This window comes from Streptomyces albiflavescens (genome assembly GCF_014645835.1).
GTDB lineage: Bacteria > Actinomycetota > Actinomycetes > Streptomycetales > Streptomycetaceae > Streptomyces > Streptomyces albiflavescens.
Window position 1 is genome coordinate 1074748 of sequence record NZ_BMMM01000001.1, and the last position, 18193, is coordinate 1092940.

Sequence of the window (18193 nt, forward strand, 5' to 3'; positions counted from 1 at the left end):
GTTACCGCCCATGTGGCCAGGACAGCAGCCGCCCGGGGGCGAGCAGAACCCGCAGGACCAGAATCCGTATCAGCAGCCGGGATACCAGCAGCCGAATCCCTACCAGCAGCCCGGATACCAACAGACCGGCGGGCAGCCGGGATACCAGCAGCCCAACCCGTACGGGCAGCAGCAGTGGGGGGCTCCGCCGGAGCCCCCCGGCGCGCCGCAAGCCCCGGGGGGCAACGGCGGTGGAGGGAACAAGACCAAGATCACCGCGATCGTCGCGGCCACGGCCGTCGTGATCGCGGCCGGGGTGACCGGCTTCCTGGTCCTGGGCGGCGGCGACAAGGACGACAAGGCGGGCAGCGATCCGTCGAAGTCCCCCAAGCCGTCCGTCTCCTCTTCGCCGAGTGAGAGCGGTGGCAACGACAACCCGCGCGGCGGCGAGGAGGAGAAGGCGACGATCGCTGGCTGGAAGGTCGTGGTGAACCCGAAGTGGGGCACCGCCTTCGACGTGCCCGCGGACTGGGAGGTCAAGACGCCCGGCACCTTCATCGGCTTCGAGGACGAGAAGAAGGGCGACGGCTCCTCACTGATCGGGATGTCCGCGCCCGCCTTCCTCCAGGAAAAGTGGTGCACGTCCGACGACAACAAGGACGGGTACGAGAACGACACGGCGCTGGCCGCCGCGGGCACCAAGGGACAGAGCGGTGCCAAGAACACCGACGACCCGGCGCGCAACGACTCGGCGTGGTGGGTGTTCGGCGGCTACACCGACCAGAAGGACGCCTCCAAGAAGCTCCTCACCATCGGCAAGCCCAAGCCGTACACGACGAAGTCGGGCGTCAAGGGCAGCGTCGCGACGACGTATTCGACCGGTGTGCCGAAGAAGGGCAAGTGCGACTCCGACGGCAAGGCGACCACGTTCGCCTTCAAGAACTCGGCGGGCGACTTCGTGTCCTGGACGTTCTACGGTGCCAAGGGCGTGTCCGACGAGGTGTCGGACACGACCGTGCAGAAGATTCTCAGCACGGTACGCCTGCACGGTGAACCGACGGAGTCCTGAGCCGCGGACGGACGCTCAGGCGCGTCCTGGGCTGTGTGGACACATGCAATGGGTTTGGCAAGTCGAGGCTCGGGCGGCGATAGTCGCCCGGTGACCTCTGCCGCCGACTCTCCCCGACGCCCGCGCCGCCCTTCCTGGGCGGGCCGGAACTACACTCTGCTGACCGCCGCCGCGGTCGTCACCAACCTGGGCAGCCAGGGCGCGCTGATCGCCGCGGCGTTCGCGGTGCTCGACGCGGGCGGCGACGGGGGCGACGTCGGCCTGGTCGCGGCGGCGCGGACGCTGCCGTTGGTGCTCTTCCTGCTGATCGGCGGCGCTGTCGCGGACCGGCTGCCGCGGCACCGCGTGATGGTCGCGGCCAACGCCCTCAACTGTGTGTCGCAGGCGGTGTTCGCGGCCCTGGTCGTCGCCGGCCAGGCGCACCTGTGGCAGATGATGCTGCTGTCCGCGCTCGGCGGCACGGGGCAGGCGTTCTTCAACCCGGCGGCCGAGGGCATGCTGATGTCCTCGGTCGGCGGCGAACAGGCGAGTCGCGCCTTCGCGATGTTCCGGATGGCGATGCAAGGGGCGGGCCTGGGCGGCGCGGCCCTCGGCGGGGCGCTGGTGGCCGTGATGGGGCCGGGCTGGGTGCTCGCCGTGGACGCCCTGGCCTTCGCGGTCGCCGGGGCGCTGCGTTCGTTCCTCGACGTGGGCCACATTCCGCCGCGCGAGCCCGGTGGCGGCCTGCTCGCCGATCTCCGAGACGGCTGGCGCGAGTTCATCGGGCGGCCCTGGCTGTGGACGATCGTCGCGCAGTTCTCCGTGGTGGTCGCCGTCGTCGGTGCCGCCGACGCCGTCTACGGCCCGCTGGTCGCCCGGGACAGCCTCGGCGGCCCGGGGCCGTGGGGGCTGGCCCTCGGCGCGTTCGGCGCCGGAACCGTCGGCGGAGCACTCCTGATGACCCGCTGGAAACCGCGCCGCCTCCTGCTCGCGGGCACCCTCTGCGTCTTCCCGCTCGCCGCCCCGGCCGCAGCACTCGCGGTACCGGTACCGGTGGGTCCGCTGTGCGCCGTGATGTTCGTCAGCGGTCTGGCGATCGAGGTGTTCGGCGTTTCGTGGATGACCGCGCTCCACCAGGAAATCCCCGAGGACAAGCTCTCGCGTGTCTCGGCCTACGACTGGTTCGGCTCGATCGCGATGGTGCCGCTGGCCACGGCCCTCGCCGGCCCGGCGGAGCAGGCCCTCGGTCGTACGACCGCGCTGTGGGGCTGCTCGACGCTGGTCGTGGTGGTCACGGCGGCGGTGCTGTGCATGCCGGACGTGCGGAACCTGACGCGGCGGACCAGGCCGGTGGCTCAGGGGACGCCGGTGCCGGACCTCGTGAAGGGGTCAGCCGATGCTGAAGGCTCCGTCGGGCGGCTCGGGTGAAGGCACCGCGTTCTCGTCGCGTACGGGTTCGGCGGCGCCGATGAACTCCCGCAGTGCGGGGCCGTGTTCAACGCGCGCGGGGAAGGCGTCGGAGGCGGTGCGGCGGGCGAGCGTGGCCGTGTCGAGGGGGCGGTGGGACGCCACGAGCACCGCGTTGCCGAAGCGGCGGCCACGCAGGACGCCCGGTTCCGCGATGACGGCCAGCTCCTCGAACACCGTGGAGAACGTGGCGAGTTGGGAGCGGAGGAAGACGAAGGGTGCGGCGTCGGCGAGGTTGGCGAGGTAGACGCCGTCGGCGCGCAGCACCCGCTCGGCGGCGCGCGCGTACGCGGTGGAGGTCAGGTGCGCCGGCACCCGTGAGCCGCCGAAGACATCCGCGATCACGATGTCGGCGGAGTCGGGCGCGACGGCTTCGAGCCAGGCACGGGCGTCCGCGGCGTGCACGGTGATGCCCGAGTCGTCGGGTACCGGCAGATGCTCTTCGACCAGGGACAGCAGACCGCGGTCGGCCTCCACCACGTCCTGCCGCGAACCGGGCCGGGTCGCGGCGACATAGCGAGGCAGGGTGAGCGCCCCTCCGCCGAGGTGCAGCACGTCCAGGGCCGCCCCCGGTTCCACCACCGTGTCCAGCACATGCCCGAGCCGTCGCGCGTACTCGAACTCCAGATGCGTCGGCGCGTCCAGATCGACATACGACTGGGGCGCCCCGTCCACCGTCAGCAGCCATGCCCGCTTCCGGTCGACGTCCGGCATCAGCTTGGCGGTCCCGTGATCCACGGCCCGTGTCACGGGTATCGGTTCGTCCACGGGTCCATTGTGCCGTCATACCTGCCGAGGCGGCCTGGCCCTCGTCTCCGTGCCCGTCCCAGTCCCCGTCCCCGTGGCGACTCCCGTCTCACCCCTGCCACACCTCGGCGGCTTCCGCCGCGTGTATCGCGGCCTGTTTCCGTCCGGCGCGTGCCGCGGCGGCCCTGACCGAGAGGTCCAGCGGGTTGCGGCCGAAGGACTGCTTTGCGGTGCGATCCGGTGTGATGACCGTGACCTTGGCGCCGTGCTCAGTGAGCCTGCGGCCCTGCTCGGCGGCCGAGGCCAAAGGGCCGCCGCCCGCCGCGACGGGAGCCAGGACGACCACGCGCGCGTACCCGGCGGCGAGGTGGGCGTTGGCCGGTGAATGGGTGCCGCCGTCCATCCAGCGGCGGCCGTCGATCGTGACCGGCGGCCACGCTCCCGGCACCGCGCAGCTCGCGGCCATGGCGTCCACGAGCGGCACCGCGCTGTCCTTGTCGAAGACGCGCAGCTCGCCGGTGGCCGTGTCGACGGCGGGCATGCGCAGCGACCGCGCCGGCCACTCGGGCGAGGCGAGTCTGCTCTCGATCGCGTAGCGACGCGACGCCTCGTCCGGAGTGCGCGCCGCCAGTGCCATCCGGCCGATCTTCCGGCCGTAGTCCTCGGGGGTGCGTGAGGTCAGCGTCGCCCAGGCATAGCGAGCGTAGGCGCCCACGCCCAGGCGCCCGCTCAGCTCGCCGCTCTGCGGGCCGAGTTGGCGCTGGTACAGCTCCAGGAGGGTCAGCCGGCCCGAGGCGAGCTGAGCGCCCACGGACGAGCCCGCCGACGTACCGATCACCACATCGGCGTCGCTCAGGTCGACGCCCGACTCCAGGAGCCCGTACAGCATTCCGGCGAGCCAGCCGATCCCCCCGCTGCCCCCGCCGCCGAGCACAAGTGCCTTGTCCCCCATGGCTTTCCCACCCTTCAGCGCCCCTGACGCCCCCGTCTGCGACCAGTCTCGCGCACGGCACTGACATCGGTACGAGCGGGTGCCCACCCCTCTCGGGGCGGGCACCCGTGTCCCTCGACCGCCGCTCAGCCGACCGACGTCACCGTCCCGGCGCCGACCGTCCGGCCGCCCTCGCGGATCGCGAAGCCCAGGCCGGGCTCCAGCGGGACCTCGCGCCCGAGCTCCACGGTCATCGTGACGGTGTCGCCGGGCCGGGCGACCGCCGTCTCGCCGAGGTCGACATCGCCGACCACGTCCGCGGTGCGGATGTAGAACTGCGGGCGGTACCCGGTGGAGACGGGTGTCGTGCGTCCGCCCTCGCGCGTCGACAGGACGTACACCTGCGCCGCGAAACGGCGACTGGGTACGACACTGCCGGGCGCGGCCACGATGTGCCCGCGTCGCACCGCGTCGCGCGGTACGCCGCGCAGCAGCAGCGCCACGTTGTCCCCGGCCTGCGCCTCCTCCATGGGCTTGCCGAAGGTCTCCAGACCGGTGACCACCGTGTCGACGGCGGCGCCGAGCACTTCGACACGGTCGCCGACCCGGATCGTGCCGCGCTCCACGGCACCGGTGACGACCGTCCCGCGGCCCGTGATCGTGAGCACGTTCTCGACCGGCAACAGGAACGGCGCGTCGAGATACCGCTCGGGCATCGGCACATAGGTGTCGACCGCGTCGAGCAGCGCGTCGATCGCCGCCGTCCAACGGGGGTCGCCCTCAAGGGCCTTGAGGCCGGACACCCGTACGACGGGTACGGCATCGCCCCCGTAGCCGTGCGCGGAGAGCAGTTCCCTGACCTCCAGCTCCACGAGGTCGGTGAGCTCCTCGTCGCCCGCGTCGGCCTTGTTGAGGGCGACGACGATGTGGTCGACGCCCACCTGGCGGGCGAGCAGCACGTGCTCGGCGGTCTGCGGCATGATCCCGTCGAGCGCCGAGACGACGAGGATCGCCCCGTCGAGCTGGGCCGCGCCCGTGACCATGTTCTTGACGTAGTCGGCATGGCCCGGCATGTCCACGTGCGCGTAGTGCCGGGTGTCGGTCTCGTACTCGACATGCGCGATGTTGATGGTGATGCCGCGCGCGGCCTCCTCCGGCGCACGGTCGATCCGGTCGAACGGAACGAAGGTGCCGGAGCCGCGCTCGGCGAGGACCTTGGTGATGGCGGCGGTCAGGGTGGTCTTGCCGTGGTCGACGTGACCCATCGTGCCGATGTTCAGGTGCGGTTTGGTGCGCACGTAAGCGGTCTTGGACATGGCTGTACCTCGAAGCCTCTTCAGTGTCAGCGGAACTGAGTGATGGCCCCGGCGCACACGGGCCGGGACGGGAACCCCAAGGACTTGCCGACCCTCCCCCTGCGGGGTCCGCCGGACGATCCGGGAAGGGTCAGCTTCGGGCGCCGTCGACGGCGGCCACGATGATCGGGACGGCAGCCTTCGGGGCATCCGCGACTGCGGATGCTGCGAGGAGGAAGGCGTACCGGAACATGAGGAGATCATCGCCGACGCGTCCGCCCACGTCGAATGGTTTTCCGCGCCCGGGAGTCGGGGGCTTCGGGCGGTGCGTCCGGGTACTGAAGGTGCTTCAGGTGCTTCAGGTGCTTCAGGTGCTTCAGGTGCTTCAGGTGCTTCAGGTGCTTCAGGTGCCGATGTTCTTGAGCGCCTCACGCACGGACAGCGGCGCGAGCCTCCCCCGCTCCCGGGCGACGAAGTCCCGTACCGCCTGCGGGTCCGTCTTCGCGTACTCGCGCAGACACCAGCCGATCGCCTTGCGGATGAAGAAATCGGGGTGCCCGGACTGGCGGACGCAGTACCCGAAGAGGCGCTCGGTGTCGGTGGTGTCCTTGTAGCGGAGCTGGTGGAGCAGGGCCGTACGCGCGACCCACAGGTCGTCGTCCTCGATCCACGCGTCCATGTCGGTCTTCAGCTTCGGATCGGCGGCCACCAGGCCTCCCACCACGTGGGAGGCGAGTGCGTCGACGGTGTCCCACCAGGGGACCGTGCGGACCAGGTGACGTGCCACCGGCAGGAAGCCCGACGACAGCCGCTTCACATGACGGCGCAGGTAGTCGACGGCGAAGTAGTGGTACTCGCGCTCGGGCAGCTCCCAGCAGCGCAGCGCGAGCGCCGCGCAGTCGGCCTCGTCGGGGCGGGCGATGTCCTGGAGGACGGTCCGCGACAGGGCGCGGCGCTCGGGCGTGGTCAGCCCGAGGAAGGGCGCCACATCCTTCATGTAGGCGCGCATCGCCCCGGCCCGTTCCGCGTCGGCGGCCGCGGCGTAGGTGGCGGTGAGCCGTCGCAGCACGGTGCCCGCGACGACGCTGTCCGGCACCTCGAACCGCGCACCTGACGTTCCGGAAGCTGTGACGCCCATGAGACGTACCATACGGCGATCACACACATTGGTCGGTTAGTGTCGCCGGATGCTCGATGCCACCACCCGCTCTGGGGGCACCGCCACGGCCACTCCCCAGGCCGCCGCCACGGAGCTCGCCGTCGCCACGGACCTGGCCGTCGCCGCGGAGCTCGCCGTCGCCGCACCCACAGTCCTGACCGCCGCCCGTACCGGCCTGACCGCCCGCTGCGCGAGAGCACTGCTCTCGCCCTGGTCGAGGCTCACCCTGCTCGTGGTGCTGCTCGCGGCCGCCGCGTCGAGCGTGCTGCTCTTCGAACCGCAGCGGCTGCTCGCCGACGGCTGGCCGCCACAGCTCGGCGGTGCCGCGGCGGCCGTCGCGTTCGCTGTGGCGTACGGGCTGTGCACGGTCGCGTTCGTGCCCCGGCCACTGCTCAATCTGGCGGCGGGCGCCCTCTTCGGCTCCCAACTGGGCCTGGGCACCGCGCTCGTGGGCACGGTGCTCGGCGCCGGCATCGCCTTCGGGCTCGGCCGGCTCCTCGGGCAGGACGCGCTGCGCCCACTGCTGCGCGCCCGCTGGCTGAAGGCGGCGGACGGACAGCTCAGCCGGCACGGCTTCCGCTCGATGATGGTGGCCCGGCTGTTCCCCGGAGTGCCGTTCTGGGCCGCCAACTACTGCGCGGCCGTCTCCCGCATGGGGTGGCTGCCCTTCCTCCTCGCGACGACGCTCGGCTCGATCCCGAACACCGCCGCGTACGCCGTCGCCGGCGCCCGGGCCTCGGCGCCGACGTCGCCGGCCTTCCTCATCGCGATGGGCTTCATCGCCGTGCCGGCCCTGGTCGGAGCGGTGGTGGCCTGGCGCAAGCGCCACCACCTGCGCGGCCGCTGAAGCACCGCGCGGTCACGGAGGCGCTGACGGCCTGGGCACCACCGCGGCCGCGCTGCACGGCCACCGGCACTAGACGGCTTCCAGCACCATCGCGTTGGCGAGTCCGCCCGCCTCGCACATCGTCTGCAGCGCGTAGCGGGCTCCGCGGCTCCGCATGGCGTGCACGAGGGTGGTCGTCAGACGGGTGCCGCTCGCGCCGAGCGGGTGGCCGATCGCGATCGCTCCGCCGTGCACATTGACCTTGGAAAGGTCGGCGCCCGTCTCCTGCTGCCAGGCGAGGACGACGGCCGCGAAGGCCTCGTTGACCTCGAAGAGGTCGATGTCTCCGAGGGCCAGCCCCGCCTTGCGCAGCACCTTCTCGGTGGCCGGGATGACGCCCGTGAGCATCAGCAGCGGGTCTGAACCGGTGACGGCGAAGCTGTGCAGACGGGCGATCGGGCGCAGCCCGAGGCGGGCCGCGGTCTCGCTCGACGTGATGAGCACGGCCGACGCGCCGTCGTTGATGGGGCTCGCGTTGCCCGCCGTGACGGACCAGTCGATCTGCGGGAAGCGCTCGCCGAAGGCGGGGTCGTAGTAGGCGGGCTTGAGTCCGGCGAGTATCTCCGTGGTGCTGGCCGGCCGGACGCACTCGTCGCGGGTCACTCCCTCCAGGGGCGCGACTTCGGCGTCGAAGAGGCCGTTGTTCCACGCCGCGGCCGCCTTCTGGTGCGAGCTCACCGCGAAGGTGTCCATCTGCTCGCGCGAAATGCCCCACTTGGCGGCGATGAGTTCGGCGCTGATGCCCTGCGGCACCAGGCCCTCCGGGTAGCGCTCGGCGACGCCGGGCCCGAAGGGGTCCTTGCCCGCCGGCACGTTCGACCACATCGGGACGCGGCTCATCGACTCCACACCGCAGGCGACGACCATGTCGTACGCGCCCGACATGACGCCCTGCGCGGCGAAGTGCACGGCCTGCTGCGAGGAGCCGCACTGCCGGTCCACCGTGGTCGCGGGCACCGTCTCGGGGAATCCCGCGGAGAGTACGGCGTACCGGGTGGTGTTCATGGCCTGCTCGCCGACCTGGTCGACGGTGCCCCCGATGACGTCGTCGATCAGCGCCGGGTCGACCCCGGTGCGCTCGACGAGGGTGCGCAGCGTGTGGGCGAGCAGCTCCACGGGATGGACATGGGCGAGGGAGCCGTTCGGCTTGCCCTTGCCGATGGGGGTGCGTACGGCTTCGACGATCACGGCGTCACGCATGGGATGCCTCTCAGGTCTTCGAGGTCAGGGAACCGGCTACTGAGCGAGTTCGTTCTTCGAACTCACTGAGTTTGCTTTTCAAACCTGCTAAGTGACTCAAGAGTAGCTCAGTGGGTTGGACAAACCAACCCACCCCTTAGACTGGTGCCATGAAGGACGCACGCCCCTGCTCGATCGCCGACACCCTCGCTCTCGTCGGCGAGAAGTACTCCCTGCTCGTACTGCGTGAGGTGTCCTTGGGCGCCACACGGTTCGACCAGCTGGTCCGTAACATCGGCGCCCCGCGCGATGTGCTGACGGCCCGACTCAAGCGGCTCGTCGACGCCGGCGTCCTGAAGAAGGTCGAGTACAGCGACCGCCCCAAGCGCTATGAGTACCGGCCCACCGAGGCCGGCCTGGAGCTGGTGCCGGTCCTGTGGACGCTCATGGCGTGGGGCGACCGCCATCTCCACGCCGACGGCGACCGCCCCATGGTGATCGAGCACATCTGCGGCCACGAACTCGTCCCGCAGGTCGTCTGCGCCGAGTGCGGCAATGAGGTGCAGCACGGCGATCTGTCGGCGCACCCACAGGCTCCGGGCTGGACGGTCACGGGCCCCGCGGCGGCTTAGCACGCGGTCCGGGCAGGTCTGAACGGTCCCCTTACAGGGCTGGACGGTCCCGCATTCCCGGCCTGGACAGTCCTGAGGACAGGCCTGGACAGTCCTGAGGACAGGCCTGGACAGTCCTGAGGACAGGCCTGGACAGTCCTGAGGACAGGCCTAGACGGTCCCCTTGTAGACGTCGAGCCGTCCGCACATCCCGAACCGGCCGTACGCGGACGGCTGCTCGGCCCGCACGACGGCGTCAGCGAGGTGGGACGTGTCGCCCCGTTCCAGGCGGTCGAGCTGGTCCCCCGTGGCCGCGGCGGCCGCCTCCGCTCCGCGGCGCCACCGCTCGCGCCACTCCGCGAGGCGGGGCCGCACCAGCGCGGCAGCGGCCCGGTGGAACGCGGTGAGCGGCTCGGGCCCGTCCGCGTCGCGCAGCGCCCGGTAGCCCTCCAGGGCGAGATCGCGCCGGGCCCGGGCGACCCGCGCCTGCTCCTCCTCGGTCGCGTCCGCCGGGATGACGGTCGCGACCGCATAGGTCTCGGGGTCGGCCAGATACTCCGGGGGCAGCGTGAGGACCGCGTCGCCCGCCTCCGGGAGACCGTTGTTCTGCATGAGGACGGTGATGCGCAGGTCGTCCTCGTTGACGAGCCGGTGGATCGTGCCGGGCGTGAACCACGCGACCGTGCCCGGGACGAGCGGTGTGACCTCGTACCCCGACGTCGTCAGCGTCTGGACCGATCCGCGCCCGCCGGTGACGACATACGCCTCTGAACAGGTCAGGTGCAGATGGGGAGTGCCGCCGCGCACCCCGTCGACCGCGGGCCAGTCGTAGACGCAGAGGTGCGAGACGGCGACGGCTCCCGGGAGTCCGGTGAAGCCGGGAATCACGGCGCTCACCAGGGATGCTCCTCCAGGTACTTGGCTACCTCCTCGCGCTCCCAGGCCCCCTCGGCGACGACCACCCGGTAGCGGCGGGTGAGCGTGTCCCCGGGCGCGAGCTCCAGTTCGTCGAAGAAGGCGAGCGAGGGGGCTACGGCGGCGAAGGGGTCGTTGCGGACGAACCAGTGGGCCGGGTGAGCACCTCGGGATCCGGAGTGGTCGTTCTCGGGGGCATGCGCGAAGACGAGGGTCGCATGGCCGTCGGAGCCGTCGTGCTCCCCCGAGTACGCGAGCCAAGGCGCCTGCCGCCCCATCAGCTGGGGCCCTTCGGAGTCGGGCCCGATGACCCGGCCGCCCCGGAAGGCGCGCGGGCCACGCCAGAACAGGCCCGTATAGCCTGCCATCTCCCGCCCCGCGGTGGTGGGACTGCCGAAGCGCAGTGGCTCCTCGCGGCGGTTGGTGACCGCGGTGGTCCAGGTCAGCGCCCAGGAGCCCGCCCCGGGATCGATGTCATGCACCTCGATGCGGCGCTGCTCGTCGGCCCACGGATCGCCGTCGTACGGATGCCAGGTGAGGCGCTCGGCGATGACCGCGCGACCACCGTCCGAGGCGACCTCGTCGAACGTGACGTGCGCCATCGACCCCACACGCTCCGGGAGTTCGAGATATCCCTTTCCGTGGACGTATGTGTTGCCGCCCCACAGGTTCTGGCCGGAGAGGTGCGAGGCCGTCATCTGGAGGCCCTTGTGCCAGCGGTGGTCGTTGGGCCGGTAGTCCGTGACGACGTTGTTCGCCAGCGTCCTGAGCGGATGCAGATACGGCTTCGGGGACTCCCAGGCGGCCTCGGGCCGGTAGACATAGTTCAACAGGTCCACGCCGCTGGTGACTTCACTGACCGTGACGCGCTCCCCGTGTGTGTGGACGAGGCGCAGGCCCCCCTGCGAGGACGTGGTCACGCCGGCACCTCCTGGTCCAGGGGCACCTCGGGATCCACAGGAGCCCAGCCGGGCGCGCCGCCGTGCAGGGCCGCGTAGTACGGATCCCCCGGGCCGATCTCCCCCGCACGGACGGTCGCGTCCGTGAACGCCGACTTGTAGAGCGCGGTGATGAGTTCCAGGCTGGTCCGTCCGTCGGCGCCGCTGCTGCGCGGCCGTTCGCCGGCACGCATGCTCGCGACCAGCTCCCGCAACTGCGCGAGGTGCGAACTCGGTACGTCCGCGCCGAAGTCCCGCCAGGCCGCGACATCGGCGTCCGGCACATCCGGTGCCGGAGTGATGCGCCAGTTGTCGTTGCTGTGCCCGTACAGGTGCGTGAGCTCGACGGTGCCGCGTTCGCAGTCGATGCGGATGCGGCTCACCTCGTCGGGGCTCAGAACGCTGTTGACGATGGTGGCCATCGCGCCGCTCGCGAAGCGGACGAGGGCAGTCGAGACGTCCTCCGTCTCCACGTCGTGCACCAGGCGCCCGGCCATCGCCCGCACCTCGCTCCACGGCCCCAGCAGGTCGAGCAGCAGGTCCATCTGGTGGATGCCGTGTCCCATCGCGGGCCCGCCGCCCTCGGTCGCCCAGCGTCCGCGCCAGGGCACGGCGTAGTAGTCGGCGTTGCGGTACCACGTGGTCTGACAGTGCGCGACCAGGGGACGGCCCATGGCCTCCTCGGCGATCAGACGCCGTACGTGCCGCGCGCCGGAGCCGAAGCGGTGCTGGAAGACGATCGACGCGTACGGACCCCCGTCCGTCCCTTCCTCCGCCTCGACGGCGTCGAAGTCGGCCAGCGTCGGGACGGGCGGCTTCTCGCACCACACCCAGGCGCCGGCGCGCAACGCGGCGACGGTCTGCTCGCGGTGCAGGGTCGGCGGGGTGCAGATGGCGACCAGGTCGGGCCGCTGCCCTTCGAGCATCCGGTCCAGATCGGTGTAGGCGTGCGGGATGCCCGCCTCGGCGCAGAACTCCCGGACCGCGCCCTCGGCGATGTCGACCGCGGCGACGATCTCCGTCTCGCCCTCCTCGGCGAGCCGCGCCAGCGCCGGGTAGTGGCTGCCGCGCGCGATGGCGCCGGCGCCGACCAGGGCGGCCCGGATGCGGCGGCCGTCGAACGCGGTCGCGGGGCGGTTCGCGGAGGTCTCCGGGATACCGGCGGTGCGGGATGTACTCATGTACGTGATCAGCGCTCCATCGGACGTGACGTCAGACGTTGGCCAACGCATGATGACCCCGAGCGGAACCCCGGTGGCAGCAAGCGCTTTCTCGGTTGCTGCAACGTATGCGGCGATCCAGCGGGCGGTCAACACCCCGGTCACACCATGGACAACGTTGCCGCGCACCCCGGGCGGGGCCGCCCCGTACGACCGCGAAGCCCCTGTGGCCGGCCTGTCACGGACGGACGCTACGCTGCCCCCGACACCCGTGATCACCCGAACGGCGGCACGACGTGCCCGTCACCCCCTCCCACCATCGGCACTTGGACCACGTAACTTCATGTCTTGGTTTGAATCCCTCGTCCTCGGACTCGTCCAGGGGCTGACCGAGTTCCTTCCCGTCTCCTCCAGCGCCCATCTGCGTCTGACCGCGGCGTTCGCGAGCTGGGACGACCCGGGCGCGGCCTTCACCGCGATCACCCAGCTCGGCACGGAGGCCGCGGTCCTGATCTACTTCCGCAAGGACGTCGGACGGATTCTCACGGCGTGGTTCCGCTCGCTCACGAACAAGGCGATGCGGCGGGACCACGACGCACAGATGGGCTGGCTGGTGATCGTCGGCTCCATTCCGATCGGTGTGCTCGGGGTGACGCTCAAGGACCAGATCGAGGGGCCCTTCCGCGATCTTCGGGTCACCGCCACGATGCTGATCGTGATGGGCGTGGTCATCGGCGTCGCCGACCGGCTCGCGGCACGCGACGAGACGGGTGGGAAGCACCGGGCGGCCAAGCAGCGCAAGACACTTGAGGATCTGAACGCCAAGGACGGCCTGCTCTACGGCCTCTGCCAGGCGATGGCACTGGTCCCCGGAGTCTCCCGATCCGGCGCGACCATCAGCGGCGGCCTGTTCATGGGCTACACCCGCGAGGCGGCCGCCCGTTACTCCTTCCTCCTCGCCATGCCGGCCGTCCTCGCCTCCGGCACCTTCGAACTCAAGGACGCCGCCGAGGAGGGGCACATCTCCTGGGGCCCGACGATCTTCGCGACCGTGATCGCGTTCGCGGTCGGCTACGCCGTCATCGCCTGGTTCATGAAGTTCATCTCGCACAAGAGCTTCATGCCGTTCGTCTGGTACCGGATCGCGCTCGGCATCGTCATCATCGCCCTGGTGGCGACGGGCGGTCTGAGCCCGCACGCGGCGGAGTCGTCGGGCTGACGCCGGAAGCCGCCGCCTCCGCCGTCGGCTTCGAGGGGTTCCGCGGCAACGTAAGGGACTACCTGGTCGAGTACTTCCTCGCACTGCGTGCCTTCTTTCGCGGCGCGCAACTGCGCGGTCAGTGCGTCGTCGTCCGGATCGACTGAGCCCGTCCGAGGCGGTGCGCAGCGGACAGCGCGTCGGATTCCCCGCCGGCCGTGACGAAGCACATAGGGCATGAGTAGCCGCCCGGTAGCGCACTGTCAGTCCTTGCCCCTAGGCTTGTGCGCATGTCCCCCGATTTCACTCCCTCTGGTTCCGTGCGGTCCGCTGCCGCGTTAAACGAGCAGATCCGCGCTCTGTGGACGCGTGCGGGCGGTTCCCTGTCCGCCCAGGAGCGGGCGGAGTACGAACTGCTGGTCGTGAAGTGGGCGGAAGCAATACGGGGAGAGGTCGTCGAGGCGGCATGAGAGCCGCGGAGTGAGCGCCGACCGGGCCTGACTGCCCACCGGTCGACGCCGACGCATCTCCACGGCAGCGGCCCCGTGGATGCCGACACGCCTCCAGGACAGCCGGCCGGCCGAAGCCGGCACCTCCACATCCGGGCGGCAGCCCACCGGCCGAAGTCGGCACATCCACATCCGGTCGGCAGCCCACCGGCCGAAGCCGGTACATCCCCACGGCAGCCCGCCACTTGAGGCCGGCGCACCCGCGCTTCGGCGCCCGACGCCGAGCGGCGCTCCGTCACCGCCCTCCGGACACCCGAAGCACGGCCCCCGTCGTGTACGACGACTCGGGCGACATCAACCACGCGATGGCGGCGGCGATTTCCTCGGCCTGACCGACGCGGCGGAGCGGAATCGAGGCGGCGGCGCGCTCGGCGCGGCCCGGGTCGCCCATCGTCGCGTGCATCTCGGTGTCGATCATGCCGGGTGCGACCGCGTTGACGCGGATGCCATCGGGGCCGAGTTCTTTGGCCAGACCCGTCGTCAGCGCGTCGACAGCCGCCTTGGTGGCCGCGTAGTGCACGAACTCGCCGGGACTGCCGAGCGTGGCGGCCGCCGAGGACACATTGACGATGACGCCGCTCCCCCAGGCCGCCATGGACCGGGCTGCCCGGCGCGAACACAGCAGCGTGCCCAGGAGGTTGACCTCCAGCACACGTCGCAGATCGGCGGGGTCGGTGTCCGCGAGCCTGCCGAGGGGGCCAGTCACCCCGGCGTTGTTCACGAGCCCCGTCACGGGCCCCAGCCGGTCCGCCGCCGTGTCGAAGAGCCGCTCGACGTCGTCCTCGTCCGAGGTGTCCACGCGGACGGTGACACAGCGCGCTCCGGCGGCGCGGACGGCGGTCGCGGTCCACTCGGCGGCCGCTCCGTCACTGACGTACCCCACCACCACGTCGTGCCCGTCCGCCGCGAGGCGCGTGCATGTCGCGGCGCCGATCCCCCGGCTGCCGCCCGTGACGACGGTGACAGGACGTGACATACACGCCTCCTCATGCCGCAATGAGTCACCCGTGATCGGATCATCCTACGACTGCGCATGTGCCGACACGTCCTCGCTAAGCGGGTACGGCCGCTCCTCGGGCAACAGCGCCGCCGCGCCGTCTGGGTCCCGCGCGTGTACAAGGGTGTCGGCGTTCGCGGTCACCGTACGTACACCCCGGACTACGTGGTGATCACTGCTGTGAGGCCGTCGGCATCATCAGGTGCTGCATGACAAGTTCGTACGACCTCAGGCGGTCGGCCAGAGCGTAGATGGGCGTCACCAGCATGAGTTCGTCCGCACGGGTCGCGTCCACCAGGTCCATCAGGCGCTTCGCAACCGTCTCGGGTGAGCCGTGTGCCTGTTGGGCGCGGAAGCTCGTCAGCGCCTGAACTTCTTCTGCGGTGAACGAGTGGGCCGATGCCTCTTCGGGCGTGGGGAAGGGAATGTCGCCTCGTCCCTTGAGGAGTCCGGCCTTGACGACATCCATCGGGCCGGCGAGCCGGGCCGCCTCCTGCTCCGTCTCGGCGCACACCGTTTCCACGCAGATCAGCACGCGCGGGCGCCGGCACCAGCGGGAGGGGGAGAAATGCTCGCGGTAGTGGCTCAGCGCGGCCAGGGTGTTGTCAGGGCGAATGTGATGGGCGAGGGCGATCGGTAGCCCGAGTGCCGCGGCGAGCGCGGCACCGGCCGTGCTCGAGGACAGCAGCCATGGCTCCGGGAGCGGGCCGAGCGCGACCTCGTCCACCAAGAAACGCAGAGTCGACGACACATCGTCGCGGTACTCGTCGTCCGTTGTCGGACCGGCCCCACGGCGCAGCGCCCGCGCCGTGGAATCGTCGAAGGTGCCCGGGCCACGGCCGATGCCCAGGTCGATCCGGCCCGCGTGCAGTGCGGCCAGCGTGCCGAATTGCTCCGCCAGCATGATCGGGGCGTGGTTCGGAGCGAGAACGCCCCCGGATCCGAGTCGGATGGACGACGTCAACGCGGCCGCGTGTGCGGTCAGGACGACAGGCGGGAACGCTCCGATGGCCGGAGAATGATGATGCTCGGCGTACCAGAGTCGCAGGTAGCCGAGGTCTTCAAGACGTCGGGCGAACTCGGTGGTGTCTCGTAACGTGTCTGCGGCTGGGGCACCCGTTTGGACCATGGCCACTTCGAGCGCGCTGAGCGGAACGGAGATCATTCCGTCAGTATAGGAAGCGCCATCAGCGCCCAAGTCCCCTGCGCACAGGGCTGGTTGGACCGCCCTGTGGCACGAGGCCATGCGGTCGCCGTCCGGCCTCCCGTGTCGTCCCTCGTTGGCCCCACGACCATCCGTTAGGCTCGCGTCGCCACACAGGTCCCGATCTTCACGGAGGACAGAACGGCGGGGATCAATCGCGAGCGCCTCGTCAGAACGCTGACGTTCTGGCTCCGTCCCGCCTTCGTGTTGCGGGTCATCAACCGGTTCCAGAGAATCGTGGGCTTCGACCGCTCGATGGCTCTGTCGTCCAGCGCGCTCACCGCGATGATCCCGCTCGCGATCCTCAGCGGCGTCGTCCTGGGCACATTCACGGACTACAACGCCGCGGAGCGGGTCATCACGCGCTACGGCCTCACCGACGGAGGCGCCGATGCGGTCAGATCCCTCTTCTCCCCTGCCGGGAAGACCAGTACGAGCGTGGGCCTCTTCGGGGTCGTGTTTCTGCTGATCTCCCTGCTGAGCTTCGCGCGAGCCGCGCAACGGCTGTTCGAACAGACCTGGCAACTGAAGCCGCTCAGCGTACGCAACACCCGGAACGGCCTGTGGTGGATCCTCGCTCTCGGTGGCTATACGACGGCCACCGCGTGGCTCCATGCGGTCCTCGACGGGGGCCGGCTGGGTCTGGCGGCCGCGGTGTGCGGGGTACCGGTGACCGTCGTCTTCCTCGTCTGGAGCGGCCGGCTCCTGTCGGCGAAGCGGATCGATGGGCCGGACCTGCTCCCCTTCGGCATCATCGCGGCCGTTCTGGCGGGGCTCTACTCGGTGGGCGCGGCCATCTACCTTCCCCATCTCTTCAATTCCTCCGCCTCACGCTACGGAGCGGTCGGCGCCGTCTTCGCGATGCTCTCGGCACTCTTCGGCGCCATGCTCGTCGTCGTCGCGTCGGCGGCAGTGGGACGCGAGGTACGCGATGAGCTCACCCGGATCCGTGCGGGCCAGCGCCCTTCCGACAACGAGATCCGCCGGCAGTGGGACAGCGTGGTCGAACAGAGCCGATCGCGTTGGCGCACCGCTCGGGAGCAGGTTCCCCACCGTCGGTCAAAGGACTCGGACAGCTCAAAGGACTCGGACAACTCATAGGCCTGGGCGACCACCGCCGGCCCGCGCCGACACGTGGGAGGCCGACCGTTTGGACCCACGTGATCCAGTCCAGCTTCCACGCGGGCGGAAGGGATTGATGACCCACCGGCAAAAGCGTCCACCGGGTGAACCTTCCGGAGCCACGGAATATCACCCGCCGAATATCACCGCACGGCCCTTGGCGTGGCACGCTCCGTGGCCAACACTGAGCCGATGACGCAGCGTGTGGAGCTCGCGACCGTGTTGGACCGGTTCGCCGTGGATGGACTCGTCACCGACTACGCGGTGGCGGTGGACGACGGCGACTGGGAGGCGTACCGGGGGCTGTTCGCGCCGGACGGGCGCGCGGACTACCGCTCGGCCGGCGGCATCGAGGGCGACGTCGACCAGGTGGTGGGATGGCTCGCCGAGAGCATGGAGCTGTTCCCGATGCGCCAGCATTTGATCGTCAACCGGCGCGTCCGGTTCGGGATCCTGGAGCAGGACACGGGCGACACGGCCCGGGTCCAGGCGGATTACATCAATCCGATGAGGTTCGCGGGACACGACGGAGGATCCACCGCGCCCGACTTCGTGTGCGGCGGCCGCTACGCCTTCGGGTTGGTGCGCACCGACGACGGCTGGCGGCTGCGCCACGTGATCGTCCAGGAAAAGTGGCGCCGCACCCCGCGGACGCTTCAGCAACCGGCGGCCACCTGAGCGCGCCCGCTCCCCCATGGCACCCGCCACCGAACCGGGCGCCCACCGATGACACCCGCCACCCCAGCAGGCGCCCCACCAATGACACCCGCCACCCCAGCAGGCGCCCCACCGATGACACCCGCCACCCCGGCGGCTCCTGCCACGGCACCTGCCGCCGGAGCGGCCCC

Annotated in this window: 18 protein-coding genes; 8 read left to right on the forward strand and 10 right to left on the reverse strand. The window is 70.7% G+C overall.

Going from position 1 to position 18193, the window contains the following annotated elements; all coding sequences use genetic code 11:
• Positions 1–10 precede the first annotated feature (10 nt).
• Both IEY95_RS04690 and IEY95_RS04695 read left to right on the forward strand, forming a co-directional pair.
• On the forward strand, positions 11–1048 hold the full coding sequence (locus tag IEY95_RS04690; RefSeq protein ID WP_189184507.1) for a DUF8017 domain-containing protein: 1038 nt from the start codon (positions 11–13) through the stop codon (positions 1046–1048).
• Positions 1049–1096: 48 nt separating this feature from the next.
• Positions 1097–2455 (forward strand): MFS transporter, encoded by a 1359-nt coding sequence (locus IEY95_RS04695; protein ID WP_373294427.1) that lies wholly within the window; start codon positions 1097–1099, stop codon positions 2453–2455.
• Here the strand turns inward: IEY95_RS04695 and IEY95_RS04700 are convergent.
• The 4 genes from IEY95_RS04700 to IEY95_RS04715 form a co-directional block, all read right to left on the reverse strand.
• Positions 2417–3262, reverse strand: a complete 846-nt coding sequence (locus tag IEY95_RS04700; RefSeq protein WP_189184509.1) for a spermidine synthase — start codon at positions 3260–3262, stop codon at positions 2417–2419. The genes IEY95_RS04695 and IEY95_RS04700 overlap by 39 nt on opposite strands.
• Before the next feature lie 88 nt (positions 3263–3350).
• Positions 3351–4193: a patatin-like phospholipase family protein gene (locus IEY95_RS04705; protein ID WP_189184510.1), complete on the reverse strand. Its 843-nt coding sequence runs from the start codon at positions 4191–4193 to the stop codon at positions 3351–3353.
• Positions 4194–4318: 125 nt separating this feature from the next.
• Positions 4319–5488: an elongation factor Tu gene (gene tuf / locus IEY95_RS04710; protein ID WP_189184511.1), complete on the reverse strand. Its 1170-nt coding sequence runs from the start codon at positions 5486–5488 to the stop codon at positions 4319–4321.
• A gap of 382 nt (positions 5489–5870) precedes the next feature.
• Positions 5871–6605, reverse strand: coding sequence for a DNA alkylation repair protein (locus IEY95_RS04715; RefSeq protein ID WP_189184512.1), 735 nt, complete (start codon positions 6603–6605; stop codon positions 5871–5873).
• 49 nt (positions 6606–6654) lie between these two features.
• On the opposite strand from IEY95_RS04715, the gene IEY95_RS04720 reads away from it, so the two are divergent.
• Positions 6655–7473, forward strand: a complete 819-nt coding sequence (locus IEY95_RS04720; protein ID WP_189184513.1) for a TVP38/TMEM64 family protein — start codon at positions 6655–6657, stop codon at positions 7471–7473.
• A gap of 69 nt (positions 7474–7542) precedes the next feature.
• Here IEY95_RS04720 and IEY95_RS04725 read toward each other — a convergent pair whose 3' ends face one another.
• Positions 7543–8712 (reverse strand): thiolase family protein, encoded by a 1170-nt coding sequence (locus IEY95_RS04725; RefSeq protein ID WP_189184514.1) that lies wholly within the window; start codon positions 8710–8712, stop codon positions 7543–7545.
• Between the two features lie 149 nt (positions 8713–8861).
• On the opposite strand from IEY95_RS04725, the gene IEY95_RS04730 reads away from it, so the two are divergent.
• Positions 8862–9323, forward strand: coding sequence for a winged helix-turn-helix transcriptional regulator (locus IEY95_RS04730; RefSeq protein WP_189184515.1), 462 nt, complete (start codon positions 8862–8864; stop codon positions 9321–9323).
• A 150-nt stretch (positions 9324–9473) separates the two neighbouring features.
• Here IEY95_RS04730 and IEY95_RS04735 read toward each other — a convergent pair whose 3' ends face one another.
• The 3 genes from IEY95_RS04735 to IEY95_RS04745 are packed head-to-tail and all read right to left on the reverse strand — an operon-like array spanning position 9474 to position 12336.
• Positions 9474–10202 (reverse strand): cupin domain-containing protein, encoded by a 729-nt coding sequence (locus IEY95_RS04735; protein WP_373294432.1) that lies wholly within the window; start codon positions 10200–10202, stop codon positions 9474–9476.
• Positions 10196–11137, reverse strand: coding sequence for a DUF6807 domain-containing protein (locus IEY95_RS04740; protein WP_189184516.1), 942 nt, complete (start codon positions 11135–11137; stop codon positions 10196–10198). Before IEY95_RS04740 ends, IEY95_RS04735 begins: the two co-directional genes overlap by 7 nt.
• A complete protein-coding gene (locus IEY95_RS04745) occupies positions 11134–12336 on the reverse strand; it encodes a Gfo/Idh/MocA family protein (RefSeq protein ID WP_189184517.1) in 1203 nt (400 codons plus the stop codon). The genes IEY95_RS04740 and IEY95_RS04745 overlap by 4 nt, the downstream gene beginning before the upstream one ends.
• A 322-nt stretch (positions 12337–12658) precedes the next feature.
• On the opposite strand from IEY95_RS04745, the gene IEY95_RS04750 reads away from it, so the two are divergent.
• Positions 12659–13534 (forward strand): undecaprenyl-diphosphate phosphatase, encoded by an 876-nt coding sequence (locus IEY95_RS04750; RefSeq protein ID WP_189184518.1) that lies wholly within the window; start codon positions 12659–12661, stop codon positions 13532–13534.
• A 269-nt stretch (positions 13535–13803) separates the two neighbouring features.
• Positions 13804–13983, forward strand: a complete 180-nt coding sequence (locus IEY95_RS48740; protein WP_229702554.1) for a hypothetical protein — start codon at positions 13804–13806, stop codon at positions 13981–13983.
• 274 nt (positions 13984–14257) lie between these two features.
• Here the strand turns inward: IEY95_RS48740 and IEY95_RS04755 are convergent, their stop codons facing one another.
• Together IEY95_RS04755 and IEY95_RS04760 are read right to left on the reverse strand one after the other, a co-directional pair.
• Positions 14258–14998 (reverse strand): SDR family NAD(P)-dependent oxidoreductase, encoded by a 741-nt coding sequence (locus IEY95_RS04755; protein WP_189184519.1) that lies wholly within the window; start codon positions 14996–14998, stop codon positions 14258–14260.
• Between the two features lie 193 nt (positions 14999–15191).
• Positions 15192–16184 (reverse strand): LLM class flavin-dependent oxidoreductase, encoded by a 993-nt coding sequence (locus tag IEY95_RS04760; protein WP_189184520.1) that lies wholly within the window; start codon positions 16182–16184, stop codon positions 15192–15194.
• 243 nt (positions 16185–16427) lie between these two features.
• On the opposite strand from IEY95_RS04760, the gene IEY95_RS04765 reads away from it, so the two are divergent.
• Positions 16428–17324, forward strand: a complete 897-nt coding sequence (locus IEY95_RS04765; RefSeq protein ID WP_505992874.1) for a YhjD/YihY/BrkB family envelope integrity protein — start codon at positions 16428–16430, stop codon at positions 17322–17324.
• A 213-nt stretch (positions 17325–17537) separates the two neighbouring features.
• Entirely contained in the window at positions 17538–18023 is a 486-nt protein-coding gene (locus IEY95_RS04770; protein ID WP_189184522.1) for a nuclear transport factor 2 family protein, read from the forward strand.
• The last annotated feature ends 170 nt before the right edge of the window (positions 18024–18193 follow it).

Bases quoted from the DNA above. Each gene is read 5' to 3' on its own strand.
- IEY95_RS04690 (WP_189184507.1), top strand. From the start codon at position 11: ATGTGGCCAGGACAGCAGCCGCCCGGGGGCGAGCAGAACCCGCAGGAC.
- IEY95_RS04695 (WP_373294427.1), top strand. From the start codon at position 1,097: ATGGGTTTGGCAAGTCGAGGCTCGGGCGGCGATAGTCGCCCGGTGACC.
- IEY95_RS04705 (WP_189184510.1), bottom strand. From the start codon at position 4,193: ATGGGGGACAAGGCACTTGTGCTCGGCGGCGGGGGCAGCGGGGGGATC.
- tuf (WP_189184511.1), bottom strand. From the start codon at position 5,488: ATGTCCAAGACCGCTTACGTGCGCACCAAACCGCACCTGAACATCGGC.
- IEY95_RS04715 (WP_189184512.1), bottom strand. From the start codon at position 6,605: ATGGGCGTCACAGCTTCCGGAACGTCAGGTGCGCGGTTCGAGGTGCCG.
- IEY95_RS04720 (WP_189184513.1), top strand. From the start codon at position 6,655: ATGCTCGATGCCACCACCCGCTCTGGGGGCACCGCCACGGCCACTCCC.
- IEY95_RS04725 (WP_189184514.1), bottom strand. From the start codon at position 8,712: ATGCGTGACGCCGTGATCGTCGAAGCCGTACGCACCCCCATCGGCAAG.
- IEY95_RS04730 (WP_189184515.1), top strand. From the start codon at position 8,862: ATGAAGGACGCACGCCCCTGCTCGATCGCCGACACCCTCGCTCTCGTC.
- IEY95_RS04745 (WP_189184517.1), bottom strand. From the start codon at position 12,336: ATGAGTACATCCCGCACCGCCGGTATCCCGGAGACCTCCGCGAACCGC.
- IEY95_RS04750 (WP_189184518.1), top strand. From the start codon at position 12,659: ATGTCTTGGTTTGAATCCCTCGTCCTCGGACTCGTCCAGGGGCTGACC.
- IEY95_RS48740 (WP_229702554.1), top strand. From the start codon at position 13,804: ATGTCCCCCGATTTCACTCCCTCTGGTTCCGTGCGGTCCGCTGCCGCG.
- IEY95_RS04755 (WP_189184519.1), bottom strand. From the start codon at position 14,998: ATGTCACGTCCTGTCACCGTCGTCACGGGCGGCAGCCGGGGGATCGGC.
- IEY95_RS04760 (WP_189184520.1), bottom strand. From the start codon at position 16,184: ATGATCTCCGTTCCGCTCAGCGCGCTCGAAGTGGCCATGGTCCAAACG.
- IEY95_RS04770 (WP_189184522.1), top strand. From the start codon at position 17,538: ATGACGCAGCGTGTGGAGCTCGCGACCGTGTTGGACCGGTTCGCCGTG.